At 67.6% G+C, this 14,024-nt stretch carries 12 protein-coding genes; 7 read left to right on the top strand and 5 right to left on the bottom strand.

Annotation, left to right across the window (positions count from 1 at the left end; translation table 11 throughout):
• The 3 genes from ELR45_RS25505 to ELR45_RS25495 form a co-directional block, all read left to right on the top strand.
• A partial coding sequence (locus ELR45_RS25505) for an Hsp20/alpha crystallin family protein (protein WP_165368094.1) occupies positions 1-368 on the top strand: 368 nt, incomplete at its 5' end.
• 81 nt (positions 369-449) lie between these two features.
• A complete protein-coding gene (locus ELR45_RS25500) occupies positions 450-1,004 on the top strand; it encodes a GNAT family N-acetyltransferase (RefSeq protein WP_129668856.1) in 555 nt (184 codons plus the stop codon).
• Between the two features lie 136 nt (positions 1,005-1,140).
• Positions 1,141-3,189: a HelD family protein gene (locus tag ELR45_RS25495; protein WP_240760138.1), complete on the top strand. Its 2,049-nt coding sequence runs from the start codon at positions 1,141-1,143 to the stop codon at positions 3,187-3,189.
• A 43-nt stretch (positions 3,190-3,232) separates the two neighbouring features.
• Here ELR45_RS25495 and ELR45_RS25490 read toward each other — a convergent pair whose 3' ends face one another.
• A complete protein-coding gene (locus ELR45_RS25490) occupies positions 3,233-4,897 on the bottom strand; it encodes a DNA repair helicase XPB (RefSeq protein WP_129668855.1) in 1,665 nt (554 codons plus the stop codon).
• A gap of 115 nt (positions 4,898-5,012) precedes the next feature.
• Between ELR45_RS25490 and ELR45_RS25485 the strand changes: the two genes are divergently transcribed.
• On the top strand, positions 5,013-6,695 hold the full coding sequence (locus tag ELR45_RS25485; RefSeq protein WP_129668854.1) for an LCP family protein: 1,683 nt from the start codon (positions 5,013-5,015) through the stop codon (positions 6,693-6,695).
• Between the two features lie 10 nt (positions 6,696-6,705).
• On the opposite strand, the gene ELR45_RS25480 is transcribed toward ELR45_RS25485, so the two are convergent.
• Both ELR45_RS25480 and ELR45_RS35810 read right to left on the bottom strand, forming a co-directional pair.
• The gene (locus tag ELR45_RS25480) at positions 6,706-9,075 is read right to left on the bottom strand and encodes a helicase C-terminal domain-containing protein (RefSeq protein WP_129668853.1); all 2,370 of its coding nucleotides are present in this window, start codon (positions 9,073-9,075) and stop codon (positions 6,706-6,708) included.
• Positions 9,076-9,190: 115 nt separating this feature from the next.
• Positions 9,191-9,376, bottom strand: coding sequence for a hypothetical protein (locus ELR45_RS35810; RefSeq protein ID WP_165368093.1), 186 nt, complete (start codon positions 9,374-9,376; stop codon positions 9,191-9,193).
• A gap of 429 nt (positions 9,377-9,805) precedes the next feature.
• Here ELR45_RS35810 and ELR45_RS25475 point away from each other — a divergent pair, with 429 nt between their 5' ends.
• Positions 9,806-10,426, top strand: a complete 621-nt coding sequence (locus ELR45_RS25475) for an HAD family hydrolase (RefSeq protein WP_129668852.1) — start codon at positions 9,806-9,808, stop codon at positions 10,424-10,426.
• A gap of 63 nt (positions 10,427-10,489) precedes the next feature.
• On the opposite strand, the gene ELR45_RS25470 is transcribed toward ELR45_RS25475, so the two are convergent.
• Entirely contained in the window at positions 10,490-11,254 is a 765-nt protein-coding gene (locus ELR45_RS25470) for a DUF3027 domain-containing protein (protein ID WP_205857250.1), read from the bottom strand.
• A gap of 200 nt (positions 11,255-11,454) precedes the next feature.
• Between ELR45_RS25470 and ELR45_RS25465 the strand changes: the two genes are divergently transcribed.
• Positions 11,455-12,843, top strand: a complete 1,389-nt coding sequence (locus ELR45_RS25465) for an MFS transporter (protein ID WP_205857249.1) — start codon at positions 11,455-11,457, stop codon at positions 12,841-12,843.
• 18 nt (positions 12,844-12,861) lie between these two features.
• Here ELR45_RS25465 and ELR45_RS42350 read toward each other — a convergent pair whose 3' ends face one another.
• The gene (locus tag ELR45_RS42350) at positions 12,862-13,245 is read right to left on the bottom strand and encodes a cold shock domain-containing protein (protein ID WP_129668849.1); all 384 of its coding nucleotides are present in this window, start codon (positions 13,243-13,245) and stop codon (positions 12,862-12,864) included.
• Positions 13,246-13,376: 131 nt separating this feature from the next.
• Between ELR45_RS42350 and ELR45_RS25455 the strand changes: the two genes are divergently transcribed.
• Positions 13,377-14,024: HipA family kinase (locus ELR45_RS25455; protein ID WP_205857248.1), on the top strand; the 648-nt coding region annotated here is incomplete at its 3' end.

Here is a 14,024-nt window from a genome sequence, read left to right as displayed (position 1 = left end):
CGTTCTGGAACGCTCCGGCCGGCACCGGCGCCTTCGCCCCGGCCGCCGACGTCCACCGCGACGGCGACAACCTCGTTGCACGGTTCGACCTTCCCGGAATCGACCCGGAAGAGGACGTGACCGTCGAGGTTCAGGGACGCAGGCTCCTCGTCCGCGGGGAGCGCAAGGACTCGCGCGACGAAGAGCGCGACGGTCGCCGCGTCCGAGAGGTCCGCTACGGCGGCTTCCAGCGCTCCGTCGCACTTCCGGTCGCGGCCGACCCGGAGAAGGTGAGCGCCACGTACGACGCGGGCGTCCTCACCGTCACGGTCGCCGATGTGTACGCGGGTACGGCTCCGCGCCGCATCGAGATCACGAAGTCGGCCTGAACCAGGCCGCACCCGTTCGGGATGGGTCGGCATGGCAATACCCCCGGCCCATCCCGAACACTTCTCCGCTAACGTCGAAGCATGATCTGGACCGTGCAGACCGAGGTCGGCCCGCTGACGCTCCGGGAGCAGATCGAACCGGACGACGAGCCGGGCCTGCTTGCCTTGTTCGGCGAATGCGACGACTGGTTCGAGGCGACGACGGGAGGGCCGTCCGGCCCCGGTGACGTTCAGAGTCTGTTCTACGCCGTGCCCGAGGGCGTGAGCCTCGATGACAAGTACCTGTTCACCCTCCGCGACGGGGAGCGCATCGTCGGAATGGTCGACGTCGTGGCGCGCTATCCCGACCCGAGGTCGTGCGTCATCGGGACATTCCTGATCGCACCGTCGCATCGTCGGTCGGGCGTCGCGCGAGCCGTGGCACAGGTGCTTCTTTCCGAGGCCCGCGAAGTGGGGTTCAAGCAGGTCACCACCACTGTCATCGACAGCTGGCCACCTTCCGCGGCGTTCGCCGAGGCGATGGGGTTCGAGATCGGCGACATCATCGCCCGCGGCGGCAACCGCCGCGCCGGGGAACATGAGGCGACCCTCAGGCGCGCCACATTGAATCTGGAGGGACCGGGCGATCCGGCGTGACGGACCGCCCGCGGGACCTTACGTTGACAAGCTGGCTCCGAGTCTTTTAGCATTCTGTGCTCTTCACGACCGGACCGGGCTCCCGGGCCGTCGGAAACGTTCTTTCTTCCGCCGAGCCCCAGGAGGTTTGCTTCCGGTGTCTGCTGCCCGCACCCCAGACGACGCACTCTCAGCCGAACGCGAGTACATGCGACGGGCCCGCGAGGACCTACGGCGCATGCGAGACCACACGCTCTCCCTGAAGGCGCAGGGCGGTGACCACGTATCCACCGAATACCTCAAAGCGTCGCTCCACCGCCGCGCCAAGGCACTGGAAGACGACCCCTCGTTGCCGCTCTTCTTCGGCCGGATCGATCGTCTGAGCAGCACAGCCGACGATGGCGAGACGTTCTACGTCGGCCGCCGGCACGTGATGGACCAGGCGGGCGACCCCGTCGTCGTCGACTGGCGCGCTGACGTGTCACGGGCGTTCTACCAGGCCACCCGGAAAGATCCGTTCGGGCTCACCATGCGCCGCAGGTTCGGCTTCGCCGACGGCGAGCTGACCTCCTACGAGGATGAGCACCTGCAGGACAGTACCGAACCGGACAAGACCAGCGAGATCCTCACCGAGGAGATCGAGCGGCCACGCGTCGGGCCGATGCGGGACATCGTCGCCACCATCCAGCCGGACCAGGACGACGTCGTCCGGCTGGAGCTGGACCGCTCGGTCTGCGTGCAGGGAGCGCCGGGCACCGGGAAGACGGCGGTGGGCCTGCACCGCGCCGCCTACCTGCTGCACACGTACCGGAATCGGCTCGCCCGCAACGGCGTCCTGGTGATCGGACCCAACCGGGCGTTCTTGCACTACATCGGCCAGGTGTTGCCGACGCTCGGCGAGGTGGACATACGCCAGCTGACGATGGCCGAACTCGTCGACGGTGTCCCCGTCCGTGGTACCGACGCGCCGGAATCAGCCAAGCTCAAAGGCGATGCCAGAATGGCAGAGGTCATTCATCGCACCATCTGGTCGCACATCGGTGAGCCGGCCGACACTCTGCTCATTCCCCGTGGAACCCGGACCTGGCGAGTGCCGGTCCACGAGGCCCGGGACGCGATCGAGGTGCTGCGCGGCCGCGGCGACGGCTACGCCTCCGGACGCGCGCTGCTCCCGCAGCGGCTGGCACACCGGATCCTGCTCCGGATGGAGGCGGCCGGTGAGATCACCGATGACCGCACCCAGAACGCGGTGGCCCGCTCCCGCCCGATGAAGGCATACGTGGATGCCCTGTGGCCGGCGCTCGATCCGGTCAAGGTGATCATGCGCCTTTTGAGCGATCCGGACGCGCTCGCGGCCGCAGCCGACGGCATCCTCAACGCCGAAGAACAGCAGCTAGTGCTCTGGGCCAAGCCCGCCCGCGGGCCTAAATCCGCACCGTGGACGCACGCCGACGCGATCCTCGTCGACGAGGCACGCAGTGTGATCGAAAGGATCAGCGGCGTCGGGCACGTCGTGCTCGACGAGGCGCAGGATCTCTCACCGATGCAGCTTCGCGCCGTCGGCCGCCGGTCGGCCGGCGCCTCGGTGACCGTCCTCGGCGACATCGCGCAGGGGACGACGCCGTGGGCGACGCCGTCCTGGCCGGAGGCGCTGGCTCACCTGGGCCAGCAGGACGCCCACCTCGAGGTGCTCCGGAAGGGGTACCGGGTCCCAGCGACAGTGGTCGAGTTCGCGTCCCGGCTGCTGCCGTCCGTCGCGCCGGGTGTCGCTCCACCCGAACCGGTGCGCTCCAACCCGGGCATGCTCGACCTCGTCTCAGCCGGAGGAACTCGGCCCGGCGTCTCAGCGACGCGGACCGGCCGAGAGCTCCTGGACACGCTCACGACCACCGTCCGCGACATCTCCCAGCGGGTCGGTTCAGTCGGTGTGATCGCCGCGGACGACATGATCGACTACATCGAGAGCGGACTGGAAGCGGCCGGCATCGCGTTCGGACGATCAGAGGACGACGCACCCCTGACCCTGGTCCCGGCGACGCTGGCCAAGGGGTTGGAGTATGACCACGTCGTCGTCGTAGAGCCCGCGCACATCGTCGCCGCTGAGCCACACGGGCTCCGGCGCCTCTACGTGGTGCTCACCCGCGCCGTCTCCTCACTCACCGTCGTGCACGCAGAGCCTCTCCCCGAACCGCTGACAGCCTCATGATCATGAACAGTAGCCGGGTAAATAGCACGGTTACTGTTCATGATCACGGAATACCCTCGCCGTAGAGGATGTCCTCCGCGTCGGCGATGTGGTACGAGTAGCCCTGCTCAGCAAGGAAGCGTTGCCGATGCTGCGCGTACTCCTGGTCGATCGTGTCGCGCGCGACCACCGAGTAGAAGCGCGCGGTCCGCCCGTCGGCCTTCGGCCGCAGGATCCGGCCGAGCCGCTGTGCCTCCTCCTGCCGGGAACCGAACGTGCCCGACACCTGGACGGCGATGCTCGCCTCCGGGAGGTCGATGGAGAAGTTGGCCACCTTGCTGACCACCAGCGTGCTGATCTCCCCGGTCCGGAACGCGTCGAACAGCCGTTGCCGTTCCCGCACCGGCGTCTCGCCCTTCACCACCGGCACACCGAGGCGCTCCCCCAGCTCGTCCAGCTGGTCGATGTACTGCCCGATGATGAGCGTCGGGTCACCCGCGTGCCGCTTCACCAGCTGCTCTACCACCCGGGTCTTGACCTCCGTGCTGGACGCCAGCCGGTAACGCTCGTCGGCCTCGGCCGTGGCATAGGTGAGCCGCTCGCCTTCGGACAGCGTCACCCGTACCTCGACGCAGTCGGCAGGCGCGATATACCCCTGATTCTCGATCTCCTTCCACGGCGCGTCGTACCGCTTCGGGCCGATCAACGTGAAGACGTCGTCCTCGCGTCCGTCTTCACGGACCAGCGTCGCTGTGAGACCGAGGCGGCGGCGAGCCTGGAGATTGGCGGTCATCCGGAAGATCGGTGCCGGGAGCAGGTGCACCTCGTCGTAGACGACCAAGCCCCAGTCGCGCGCCTCGAACACCTCCAGGTGGCTGTAGGCGCCCTTCCGGCGGGTCGTCATCACCTGGTAAGTGGCGATGGTGACCGGACGGATCTCCTTCTTGGAGCCGGAGTACTCGCCGATCTCGTCTTCCGTCAAGCTGGTGCGCTTGATCAGCTCGTCGCGCCATTGCCTGGCCGCGACCGTGTTCGTCACGAGGATCAGCGTGGTGGACTGCGCGCGTGCCATGGCGGCCGCGCCGACCAGCGTCTTGCCGGCGCCGCAGGGAAGAACGACGACGCCGGACCCGCCGTGCCAGAAGCCCTCGGCTGCTTCCCGCTGGTACGGGCGGAGCGTCCACCCGTCCTCATCCAGGTCGATCGCATGCGCCTCGCCGTCGACGTAACCGGCGAGGTCTTCGGCCGGCCAGCCGAGCTTCACCAGAGCTTGCTTGAGGTTGCCGCGCTCGGACGCGTGGACGAGGACCGTGTCCTCGTCCACTCTGTTGCCCACGAGAGGTTTCACCCGTTTGGACCGCAACACCTCTTCCAGGACCGGGCGATCCGAGCTGTGCAGCACGAGCCCGTGCACAGGGTGTGTCTCCAGCCGCAGCCGTCCGTAGCGGGCCATCGTCTCCGCGACATCGACCAGCATGGCGTGCGGCACCGGATACCTCGAGTAGGTCATCAGCGTGTCGACCACCTGCTCGGCGTCGTGTCCCGCCGCCCGGGCATTCCAGAGCCCGAGGGGGGTAAGCCGGTAGGTGTGCACATGTTCCGGTGCCCGCTCCAGCTCGGCGAACGGCGCAATCGCCCGCCGGCACGCCTCGGCCTGGTCGTGGTCGACCTCGAGAAGCAGCGTCTTGTCGCTCTGCACGATCAGCGGTCCGTCATTCACGTCCGCCATTGTCCTACCGACCGCCGCCAAATCCACAATCCGCCGCCTTTCGCCCCAGCGGTTTTGTTGCGTGTCCCACTAAGTGCTGGGCTATCCGCGGCTCGTCCGGCACAATGATCACGCGATGCCTCGACAAGATCACACCCGCCGCTCGTCGAGCGAGCATGCGCGCTCAGAGCGGCGGCAGGCATCATCGACAGGCCCAGGAAACACAACCAGCTACCCGCGTTTCCTGGGCCTTTCCATCGCGGGCACGCTGGTTCCCGGCCTCGGGCTGATCACCGCCGGACGACGCTGGATCGGCTGGTCGATACTCAGCGTGTTCCTCGTCGGTGTGGCCGCGATGGGTGCCTACCTGTACCGCGCCGGGGACGTCGGGCTCGTACGGCTCGGCACGAATCCGGATCGAATCAACACGGTGGGGTACGGGCTCATCGGCATCGCCGCGGTCTGGTTGCTCGTCACCGTGATCAGCTTCTACGCACTCGAACCCCGCGGGCTGCGCCCCACCCAGAGATTGCTCGCCGCGTTTCTCGTGGTCTTGGTGGCCTCGGCGGTGATCGCCCCGATGGGCATCGGTTCCCGGTACGCCTTCACCCAACGGAATTTCATTCAGAGCGTCTTTCCCGACGAGCGCGAGTACGAGCGCGAGTACGACCGCGACGGCAACACCATTGAGGCGGACACCCCGGAGGCGGATCCGTGGGCGGACCGGGGCAGGATCAACGTGCTGCTCCTGGGCTCGGACGCCGGTGACAACCGCGACGGCGTGCGCACGGACACGGTCATGGTCGCCAGTGTCGACACGGACACCGGCGACACCGCGCTGTTCTCTCTTCCGCGCAACCTGCAGCGCACACCGTTCCCCGAGGGTGAGCTGAGGGATGCCTACCCCGAAGGTTTCCGCGGCGAGCCCGCCTCGGAGTATTGGTTGTCCTCGATCTACAAGAACATCCCAAGCCAATTCCCCGAGTTCTTCGAGGGCGAGCACGATCCCGGTGCGGAGGCGATGAAGCTCGCGGTCGGGGAAGCGCTCGGCCTGGAGATCGACTACCACGTCATGGTGAACCTCGACGGTTTCGAGGCGATCGTCGACGCACTCGGCGGCGTCGTGATCGACGTGCCGTACGACATCCCGATGGGAACCCAGGTCACGTCGTGGGGAACGTGCACGGAACCGCGTGCCTGGATCGAGAATGGCGACCAGCAGCGGCTCGACGGGGACGAAGCCCTATGGTTCGCTCGCGCACGGTGCGGTCCTCCGCCGATCAACGACGACTACGAGCGGATGCGTCGGCAGCGCTGCATGATCGGCGCCATCGCCGAGCAGGTGGATCCGTTCACCCTGCTCACTCGCTACCTGCACTTGGAACGCGCCGTCCGGGACAACTTCACCACGGACATCTCACAGCAGCGGCTCGAGGACTTCGCCGAGCTGGGGCTGCGCATCCAGGACGCGGAGATCCGCAGTCTGCCGTTCACGGACGAGATCATCGACTACGGCAACCCCGACTACGACGTGATCCGTGCGTTCGTCCAGGACTCGCTCGCCGAGCCGGGCGACCACGTCGAAGCCGACGCCGACCCGGACGACCACACGGACGACGACGGCACCATCGACCGTCCCGACGGCGAGGCGACGGCGCTACCCGACGACGACACCGACAGCTCCGACATCGGTGCCGGGACGGAGGAGGGCGACGGCGTCCATGCGGAGGACGCGGACGAGGACGTCCCTTCCGACAACGGCGAGCCGGAGCGCACCGACGAGTCCGATGGCGCCCAGTCCATCGACGACGTCTGCTGATCGGGCCCGGTCACGCGTCGACGGTGGCGACACCGCTGATGCGGTGCACAGCGAAGGACCGGATCTCGCTGCTGCGGTGGTCGAACGCCGCGAGCCATCCGCCTTCGAGGCTGACCGGGTCGACCACTCGCTCGCTGGTGGAACCGTGGTGATCGACATAGCCGATCCAGATCGTGGTCCCGTCCTCGAGCGCACGCCGGAGGTCGGTCAGTGTCTGCGTCGACGCGCTCCTGCCCAGGTTCCCCGGCACCACGTCGGCCGGTCGCACGGAAGACGACCGGTCGCCTGCACGCAGCGCACGGACCGCCGCGTTGAGGACCGCCGCCGTGGGTACGGGCCGATCCGCGAGTGTCGGCCGCGGAACGGGCCGTCCGAACGTCCGCTTGGGCTCGGCACGCGCGATGACCACCGAACCGTCCGCGTTCTCCGGCGTCGGGGCGAATCCCATCCGCCGTAGCCGCTCCAGCACGGTCACGCCGTCCAACGTCGAGATGAGCACTGTGGGGGCCAGCCGCCGCAGCCCCAGCGCCGACGCCTGCGGAGCGGCCAGGATCTCGGTGAGGACGGCCTGGTCGTCGCTCCGGATGAACGACGACGCGGCGCCGACGCGGAGCAGGCCATGCCGCCGCGCGACGTCGTCCACCAGATAGGTCAAGGGCTGTGGGACGGGTGTCCGGGACACCGAGCTGAGGAAACCGTGGATGTCGTCGGCTGTCCGCCCTGCGTCCAGCGCCCGTCGGATGGAGTTCTCGGTGAACCGATGGACGGAGGCGCCGCCCCTGCTCTCCACCTCGGACAGGAGGTTGAGCTCACGCGCCAGATCCGACTGGAGAGGGCCGGGGACGACCGCGGTCAGATCGGCCTGTAGTAGGAGATGATCCAATGGCTCCGGCAGGAGATCGGCAAGCAGGGATCGAGCGGCTTCGGGATCGTCGTCGAGGAGTGAGCGCATCTGTGCGCCCAGCGCGCCTCTGCCGGTCACACCCAGGATCTCGGCCTCGCGCAGAGTCCAACGGACCACGTCGTCGCGTAGCCGCCCGCCGCGTCGCGGCCGCCGCCAGCGGACCGCTTCGACCGCCCCCTCCGGATCGACGGCTGTGCCGGGCGGTAGACCCGCGAGGACGTCCAGGACGATGCGCCGGATCTCGGGTGTCAGCGGCCGGTCGATCTCACCGCCCAGTGGGGGCACCAATTTGTCGCGGTCGTCGCGGGTGCCGACCAGTCCCGCGGTCCGGCTGGTCTCGATCCATGCACGCGCGAGGACTATCCACCGGTCCGCAACGCTCTCTCGCAGCCACGCGTCGTACTCCGGAGTGGGTGTCCAGGTCTCATCGTCTCCGCTGCTGAGGGCCACCAGGCCGGAGATGTAGGCGAGCTCGGCGATGAGCGCCGCGCCCGGCTCATCCGTGTCGAGGAGGCCCGGAAGACGGCGGAAGTCGCGGACCGCCAGCCCGCCCGCGCGCAGCACGGGAGGGGGCTGCAGGGACCAGGTATCAAGGAGCGTCTCCACCTTCGTGACCACGTCGAACGCGCTCGCAGCCGCGGCACGATCGACCATGCCCGGATCCCGTGCCGTGGTGGCCGGCTCCATTGATGTGACACCCGCCGACGCGTTGAGGACGCCACCGCGCAGGTGCAGCCCTACCTCTCTGGGCAGGACAACGGATGTGTGATCGACCGGCACCAGCAACCCGGTGGCTAGCAGGCGGTCGATCGGTGTCCGTGCCCCCTCGCGGTCGACCTCGCGTCGCGCATCCTCGACCCGTCCGGTCGGCGGACCCTCGGCGAGCGCCTGGAGCGCGGAGAGCGCATCCGCGCCGACATCTTCGAGTAATGGTTCCAAAGTCTCGTTCGACCCGAGGTGGGCTGCCGCTGTCTCCGCGTTGGTCGCGTGGTCGCCGGAGACCGCAAGCCCAAGATCTGCGACGATGGTTGCCAACCGGGCGGGCGGCAAGCCAAGGAACAGCTGATGCGCCGGCGGCCCCAGCCCGGCAGGGTGCGGTCCGATGATCTCGGCCACGACCCGCACAAGGTGGATAGTCTGCGGGCTACCCCAGGTGAGCGCACGCTCACGAAGCGTCGACAGCGCCGCGTTCACCGCTCCCTTCGGCGCGTCGAGCAGTTCGCGGACTGCCTTCGGACTGGTCGGGTCCGGCAGCATCACCAGAGCATCGACGACGCTCAAGGTGAAACGGTCGAGCCGGTCGAGAGCACGGATCGCCGATGCCCGGGTCGCCGCCCGAGACGCGAGCTGCGCGATGTCGACCGGGACGGGGACGACCAAGTCCGGGCGGATACGCAGAAGCTCCGCCAGCTCTTCGTCAGTGCGTGCCCGCAGATCGTCAGCCAGGCTCCGCGGACCCGACTTCGTCCTGGTCATCAGATCTACACTAGGGGATGCGGCGAAAACATGACATCCGCGAGCCAACCTGCTGAAGCCCTCGGCGGCGCCACGAGATGTGCACGGCCCTCAACTGAGGGAGGGACGTAGCAGGCTACAACTGTCGGAGACGATCGAGCACCTCACCGGTGCGCTCGGCCAGTTCACGCCTTGCCCGTTCATCAGCGGCCAGTAGCTCCGGAGTGATCTTCGGTATCAGAGTCTGCCCGGGCTTGCGTCGTTCAAGTGTCACAGGTCTGGAATTGCTCATGCCGCTCTCACCGGCAAATCGAGAGGTCATGCTTCCATGATCATCACTTCGACTGGAAAAAGCAATGGCCCGAACGGCCGATAACACCACGGCATGTCAAGGTGTGAGAGCACACATGACAGGTGTTCCCGCCGATGTCGCGGAACGTGGTGATCGAGTCACGTTTCGTGACCCCCCACCGAACACCTCACTCGCATAAACCCTTGATGACCTGGGGCAAGGCATCTGCTTCACTTTCGCTGACCCTCCGCGAGGATCACCAGAACGATCTTGACTTCACGGGACAACTTGCTGTTGGAACGGCTAGTCACGGCATGTCGGCACGTTTCCAGGCTTCTCAGGTCGGCCCGTCGCGACCGTCTGACGGGCCCCCTTCGCTGCGCTTGGGAGGAAGGAGACATCGTCCGGTATGCCGGGTGGGGCAACAGACGTGTCACATCGGCCACGTAGAGTGATCATATGAACTTCGTCGTCGGATTCGACCTGGATCTCACCCTCGTCGACTCGGCCGACGGCATCACAGCCTCGTTCGTCGAAGCCACGCACCAGGTGGGCGTCCACCTCGATCCGGAAGAGCTGCGGCCCCTGATCGGCCTCCCGCTGCCAGAGACGATGGCACATTTCGTTCCGGCCGAGTCGGTCCCTCGGGCTATCGAGGTCTATCGGGAGGTGTACCCGAGCCTTGGCGTGCCGGCGTCCAAGCTGCTGCCCGGAGCGCCCGAGGCCATAGACGCCATCACCCGCAGTGGTGGGCGCGCCGTCGTCATCAGCGCCAAGATCGCGTCCGCCGTGCGCTTGGTGCTCGACCACGTCGGGTTGGACGTCCATGACGTGGTCGGGGAACGCTTCGCCGAGACGAAAGGAGAAGCGTTGCGCCAGTACGGTGCCGTGGCCCACGTCGGTGACCACCCTGGCGATATGGTCGGCGCCCGGTCAGCTGGCGCGTGCGCGGTCGGCGTGACCACGGGTGGACATGATGCCGTGGCGCTCCGCGAAGCAGGTGCCGACGTCGTCTTCGCGGACCTACTCGATTTCCCGTATTGGCTGGACGACTTCATCGCCGCCCGCAACGCGACATAACGGGCGGGAAGCCGGCCTCGGCGAGGAAGGTGTTCAGGAGTACGACGGCGCCTCTTGCCGGGCTTAGGACTCCAAGGGGATCAGCTCGTAAGAAAGCGTGTCGATGACGTGATCCGGAGCTTCGCTCGACGGGCTGGGCAGCCGGACGTCGCTGTGTCCGCCGCACCCGTGGTCGTGGCTGACGACCTTCCCGTCGAAGGGCGTGCGCTCGTTCGTGCACACGCTGAAGACCTGGCCGAGCGAGCTGCCCAGAGCGACCGCGAAACCGCATGTGCCGCACCGTCCGGGTGCCGCCTTGGCCGTGTCCGTGTGCGGGCCGGAGTCGCCCTCGTACCAGCGCTGCGCCGCGTCGTCGCGCCCCTCGCGGGAAAGTACCCATTCCCGCCCCAGGCCGAGCTCCTCCACCACCTCGTGCACATGCTGATCCGAGCTGGACGTGTAGCCGGGTGCGAGCCGCGGATCGTCGTCCGCGACCGGCAAGAGGTCACCGGGGCCAAGGTCATCCGGCGAGACTCGGTCCTCCCACGGCACCCACCGCGGCGCCAGCACGGATTCCGCGCCGGGCAGCAGCACGCACTCGTTGACGGTCACCTGCTTCGATCGGGAGGCACGGGTCAGCGTGACGGCCCACCGCCAGCCGACGTATCCGGGCAGCGTGCACGCGAAGTAATGGGTGGTCACCCGTTCACCTTCGGGCTCGTGGCCGAGATGCTCACCGACGGCATCCTCGCCGCCCGACTCGAGGGCGCATTCGCGCGCCACATCGGCGGCATCGATGAGGACGGCGTCGGGTTTCGGGACTCGGGGACGACTAGCGGTTCGGCTCACAAGGGACAATTATTTCAGACATGCGCCGTAACCGTTAACCGTGCTCACGCCAGATGCGATTGGATGGCTTCGTGTCCGATGTTCCACGCCCGCCTCACGGGCCCTCCGACGACCATGAGAGTCGCCGGCAGCCCGGCCCCGTGCCGCCGCCACCCGGCGTCGAGCACGGTCAGCGGCCCGCTCTCGACCGCCCTAGCCAGGTGGACTCGACCGGGTCGCGCACGCGGCGCGTCGCCGGCGTCTCGGCCCGGGCTGCGAAGAAGGCAGCGACCGGTACGGCACGGGTGACCCGAGCGAGCGCAGGGCGCCTCCATCGCGCGGCCGAGTCCGAAGGCGCGGGCCAGACGGGACTGTCCCGGCTGATCGAGCTCAACGCCTTCAGCGCGTTCGCGGATGCGCTGGTGATGGTCGCGCTGGCGGGGACCCTGTTCTTCTCAGTTCCGGATGCCGATGATGCTCGCGGGAACCTTGCCCTATACCTGGCGCTGACGATGGCGCCGTTCGCCGTCGTCGCACCCCTCATCGGCCCGTTCCTCGACCGGTTCGCTCACGGACGGCGCTGGGCCATCGGTCTGACCGCCGCCGCGCGTGCCTTCATGGCCTGGGTGGCGGCCGATGCGGTGATGGACGAGGGTTTCTGGCTCTACCCGGCGGCCTTGGGCATTCTTGTCGGACAGAAGGCCTACGCGGTGTCCCGGGCGGCAGCAGTACCGAGGCTGCTTCCGGAAGGCGTCACCCTGGTCAGGGCGAACTCCCGGCTGCAGTTGGCGGCTACGTTCGGCACGGCGTTGGGTGCACCGATCGGCCTCGCATTGGCTCAGATAGGCGACGACTGGCCTTTGAGAGCCGCATTCCTCGCCTACGCGGGTACCACGGCTTTTGCCGTATTGCTGTCGAAACAGGTGGACTCGGAGGCTCGGCGGGCGCGGGAACAGCAGCTACAGCAGAAGAAGGCCGGCCAACGCTTCCGTGTCGGAGGCGCCGTCATACGGGCCTTGCGCGGCAACACCGGCCTGCGCTTCTTCTCGGGTTTCATGACGATGTTCTTCGCCTTCATGCTCCTGGAGGAGCCGGTGAGCGGCCTCTCCGGCTTCCTCCTCCTTGGCATCGTCGCGGCTGCGGCCTGGATCGGGAGTGCCGTCGGCACGTCCTTCGGAGCGCTGGTGAAGTCGCGCAGCCCGGACGCGACCATTATCGCTCTTGCCGCCATGGCTGCCATCGTCGCCGCGGCGACCGCCGTGTGGTGGAGCCTGATCACGATCGTGGCTTCCGGACTCATGGGCGGTTTCGGGCAGCAACTGGGCAGGCTGTCGCTTGACGCCATCATTCAGCGAGAGGTCCCCGAACGCGTGCGATCCAACGCGTTCGCCCGTTCGGAGACGTCGCTTCAGCTGTCGTGGGTGCTCGGTGGCGGCGTCGGGATCGTGCTACCGCTGATCCCAGCTCTGGGCATGGGTGTCACCGCCGCGGTCATGGTCGCCGCGCTGGCCTGGGCGCTGAAGATGAAACCAAACCCCGTACAGAACCATCCGAGCCCGCCCTATCCGCCGCCGGCTCCCGCGCCCCCACAGCAACCCAGCGAGGACTGAGAGGCGAAGCTCAGGCCGTCAGAGCTCGAGATCGTCGGCGACACCTCGAAGCACCGTGGCGACCTTGCGGGCGGCCTTCTGGTCGGGGTGACGTCCGCGGCGATAGCTGTTGGACAGACCATCCAGCAACTTGATGAGGTCTTCGACGATCGTGACCATTTCGTCCGGCTTCTTTCGGACCGCGGCCGACACCGAGGGAGGCGGATCCAGAACCCGCACGGAAAGCGCCTGCTCACCACGCTTGCCTTCCGCCACACCGAACTCGACCCGTTGCCCAGGCTTCAGCGCGCTGACTCCGCTGGGCAGAACTGAGGAGTGCACGAAGACATCGCCGCCTTCGTCCTTGGAGAGGAAGCCGAAGCCCTTCTCCGTGTCATACCACTTGACCTTGCCGGATGGCACCGCAGACCTCGTTTGTCGTCGGATGTCGGACCGTCGTGACCCTCGTTGGGCCGACGTCACCAGCCTATGGCCGACGATGAGTCGTTCCCAGTGGGGCTCCCGCACCATTTGTTGCCGTAGCGTCTTGTCCCGTGACGGAGACTGCTTCAGCGGACACCACACTACCTGTCGTCCGGGCTGTCCGGTATGTGCAGCCACTACGCGAAGGTGGTTCGTTGCCCGGGCTCATCGAGACCGATGACCTCGGCACCTATGTGGTGAAGTTCACCGGCGCCGGACAAGGAGCCCTCGCCCTGGTGGCGGAGATCGTCGTAGGCGAGCTGGCCCGACGGCTCGGTATCCGCGTGCCCGACCTGGTGCTGGTCGATCTCGACGACGCGATCGGCCGGCGCGAGCCCGATCCGGACGTCCAGCAGCTGTTGCTGGCGAGCTCAGGGCTGAACCTGGGCGTCGACTTCCTGCCACGCGCTCTCGGGTACGACGGACGAGGACGCCGCCCCAAGCCGGAGGCGGCCGCACCGGTGCTGTGGCTCGATGCACTGACCGTGAACGTCGATCGCAGCTGGCGCAACCCGAACCTGCTGCTATGGCACGGCGAGCTGTGGGCGATCGACCACGGCGCGTCGCTCATCTTCCACCATGGCTGGCCCGACGTCGACTCGTTCGCGGCCCGCCCGTACCCGATCGACGACCATGTGCTCGCACCGTTCGCAGGTGACGTGGCAGCCGCGCATGCCCAGCTGGCGCCCCAGGTCACAACGGATCTACTCAGTGACGTG

This window comes from Phytoactinopolyspora endophytica (assembly GCF_004138495.1).
Classification (GTDB): domain Bacteria; phylum Actinomycetota; class Actinomycetes; order Jiangellales; family Jiangellaceae; genus Phytoactinopolyspora; species Phytoactinopolyspora endophytica.
Note: the sequence above shows the minus strand (reverse complement) of the source record. Positions and strands in the feature narration are given on the sequence as shown.

Excerpts from the sequence above, each read along its gene's own strand:
- ELR45_RS25480 (WP_129668853.1), bottom strand. The coding sequence starts at position 9,075 with ATGACCAGGACGAAGTCGGGTCCGCGGAGCCTGGCTGACGATCTGCGG.
- ELR45_RS35810 (WP_165368093.1), bottom strand. The coding sequence starts at position 9,376 with ATGACCTCTCGATTTGCCGGTGAGAGCGGCATGAGCAATTCCAGACCT.
- ELR45_RS25500 (WP_129668856.1), top strand. The coding sequence starts at position 450 with ATGATCTGGACCGTGCAGACCGAGGTCGGCCCGCTGACGCTCCGGGAG.
- ELR45_RS25490 (WP_129668855.1), bottom strand. The coding sequence starts at position 4,897 with ATGGCGGACGTGAATGACGGACCGCTGATCGTGCAGAGCGACAAGACG.
- ELR45_RS25475 (WP_129668852.1), top strand. The coding sequence starts at position 9,806 with ATGAACTTCGTCGTCGGATTCGACCTGGATCTCACCCTCGTCGACTCG.
- ELR45_RS25485 (WP_129668854.1), top strand. The coding sequence starts at position 5,013 with ATGCCTCGACAAGATCACACCCGCCGCTCGTCGAGCGAGCATGCGCGC.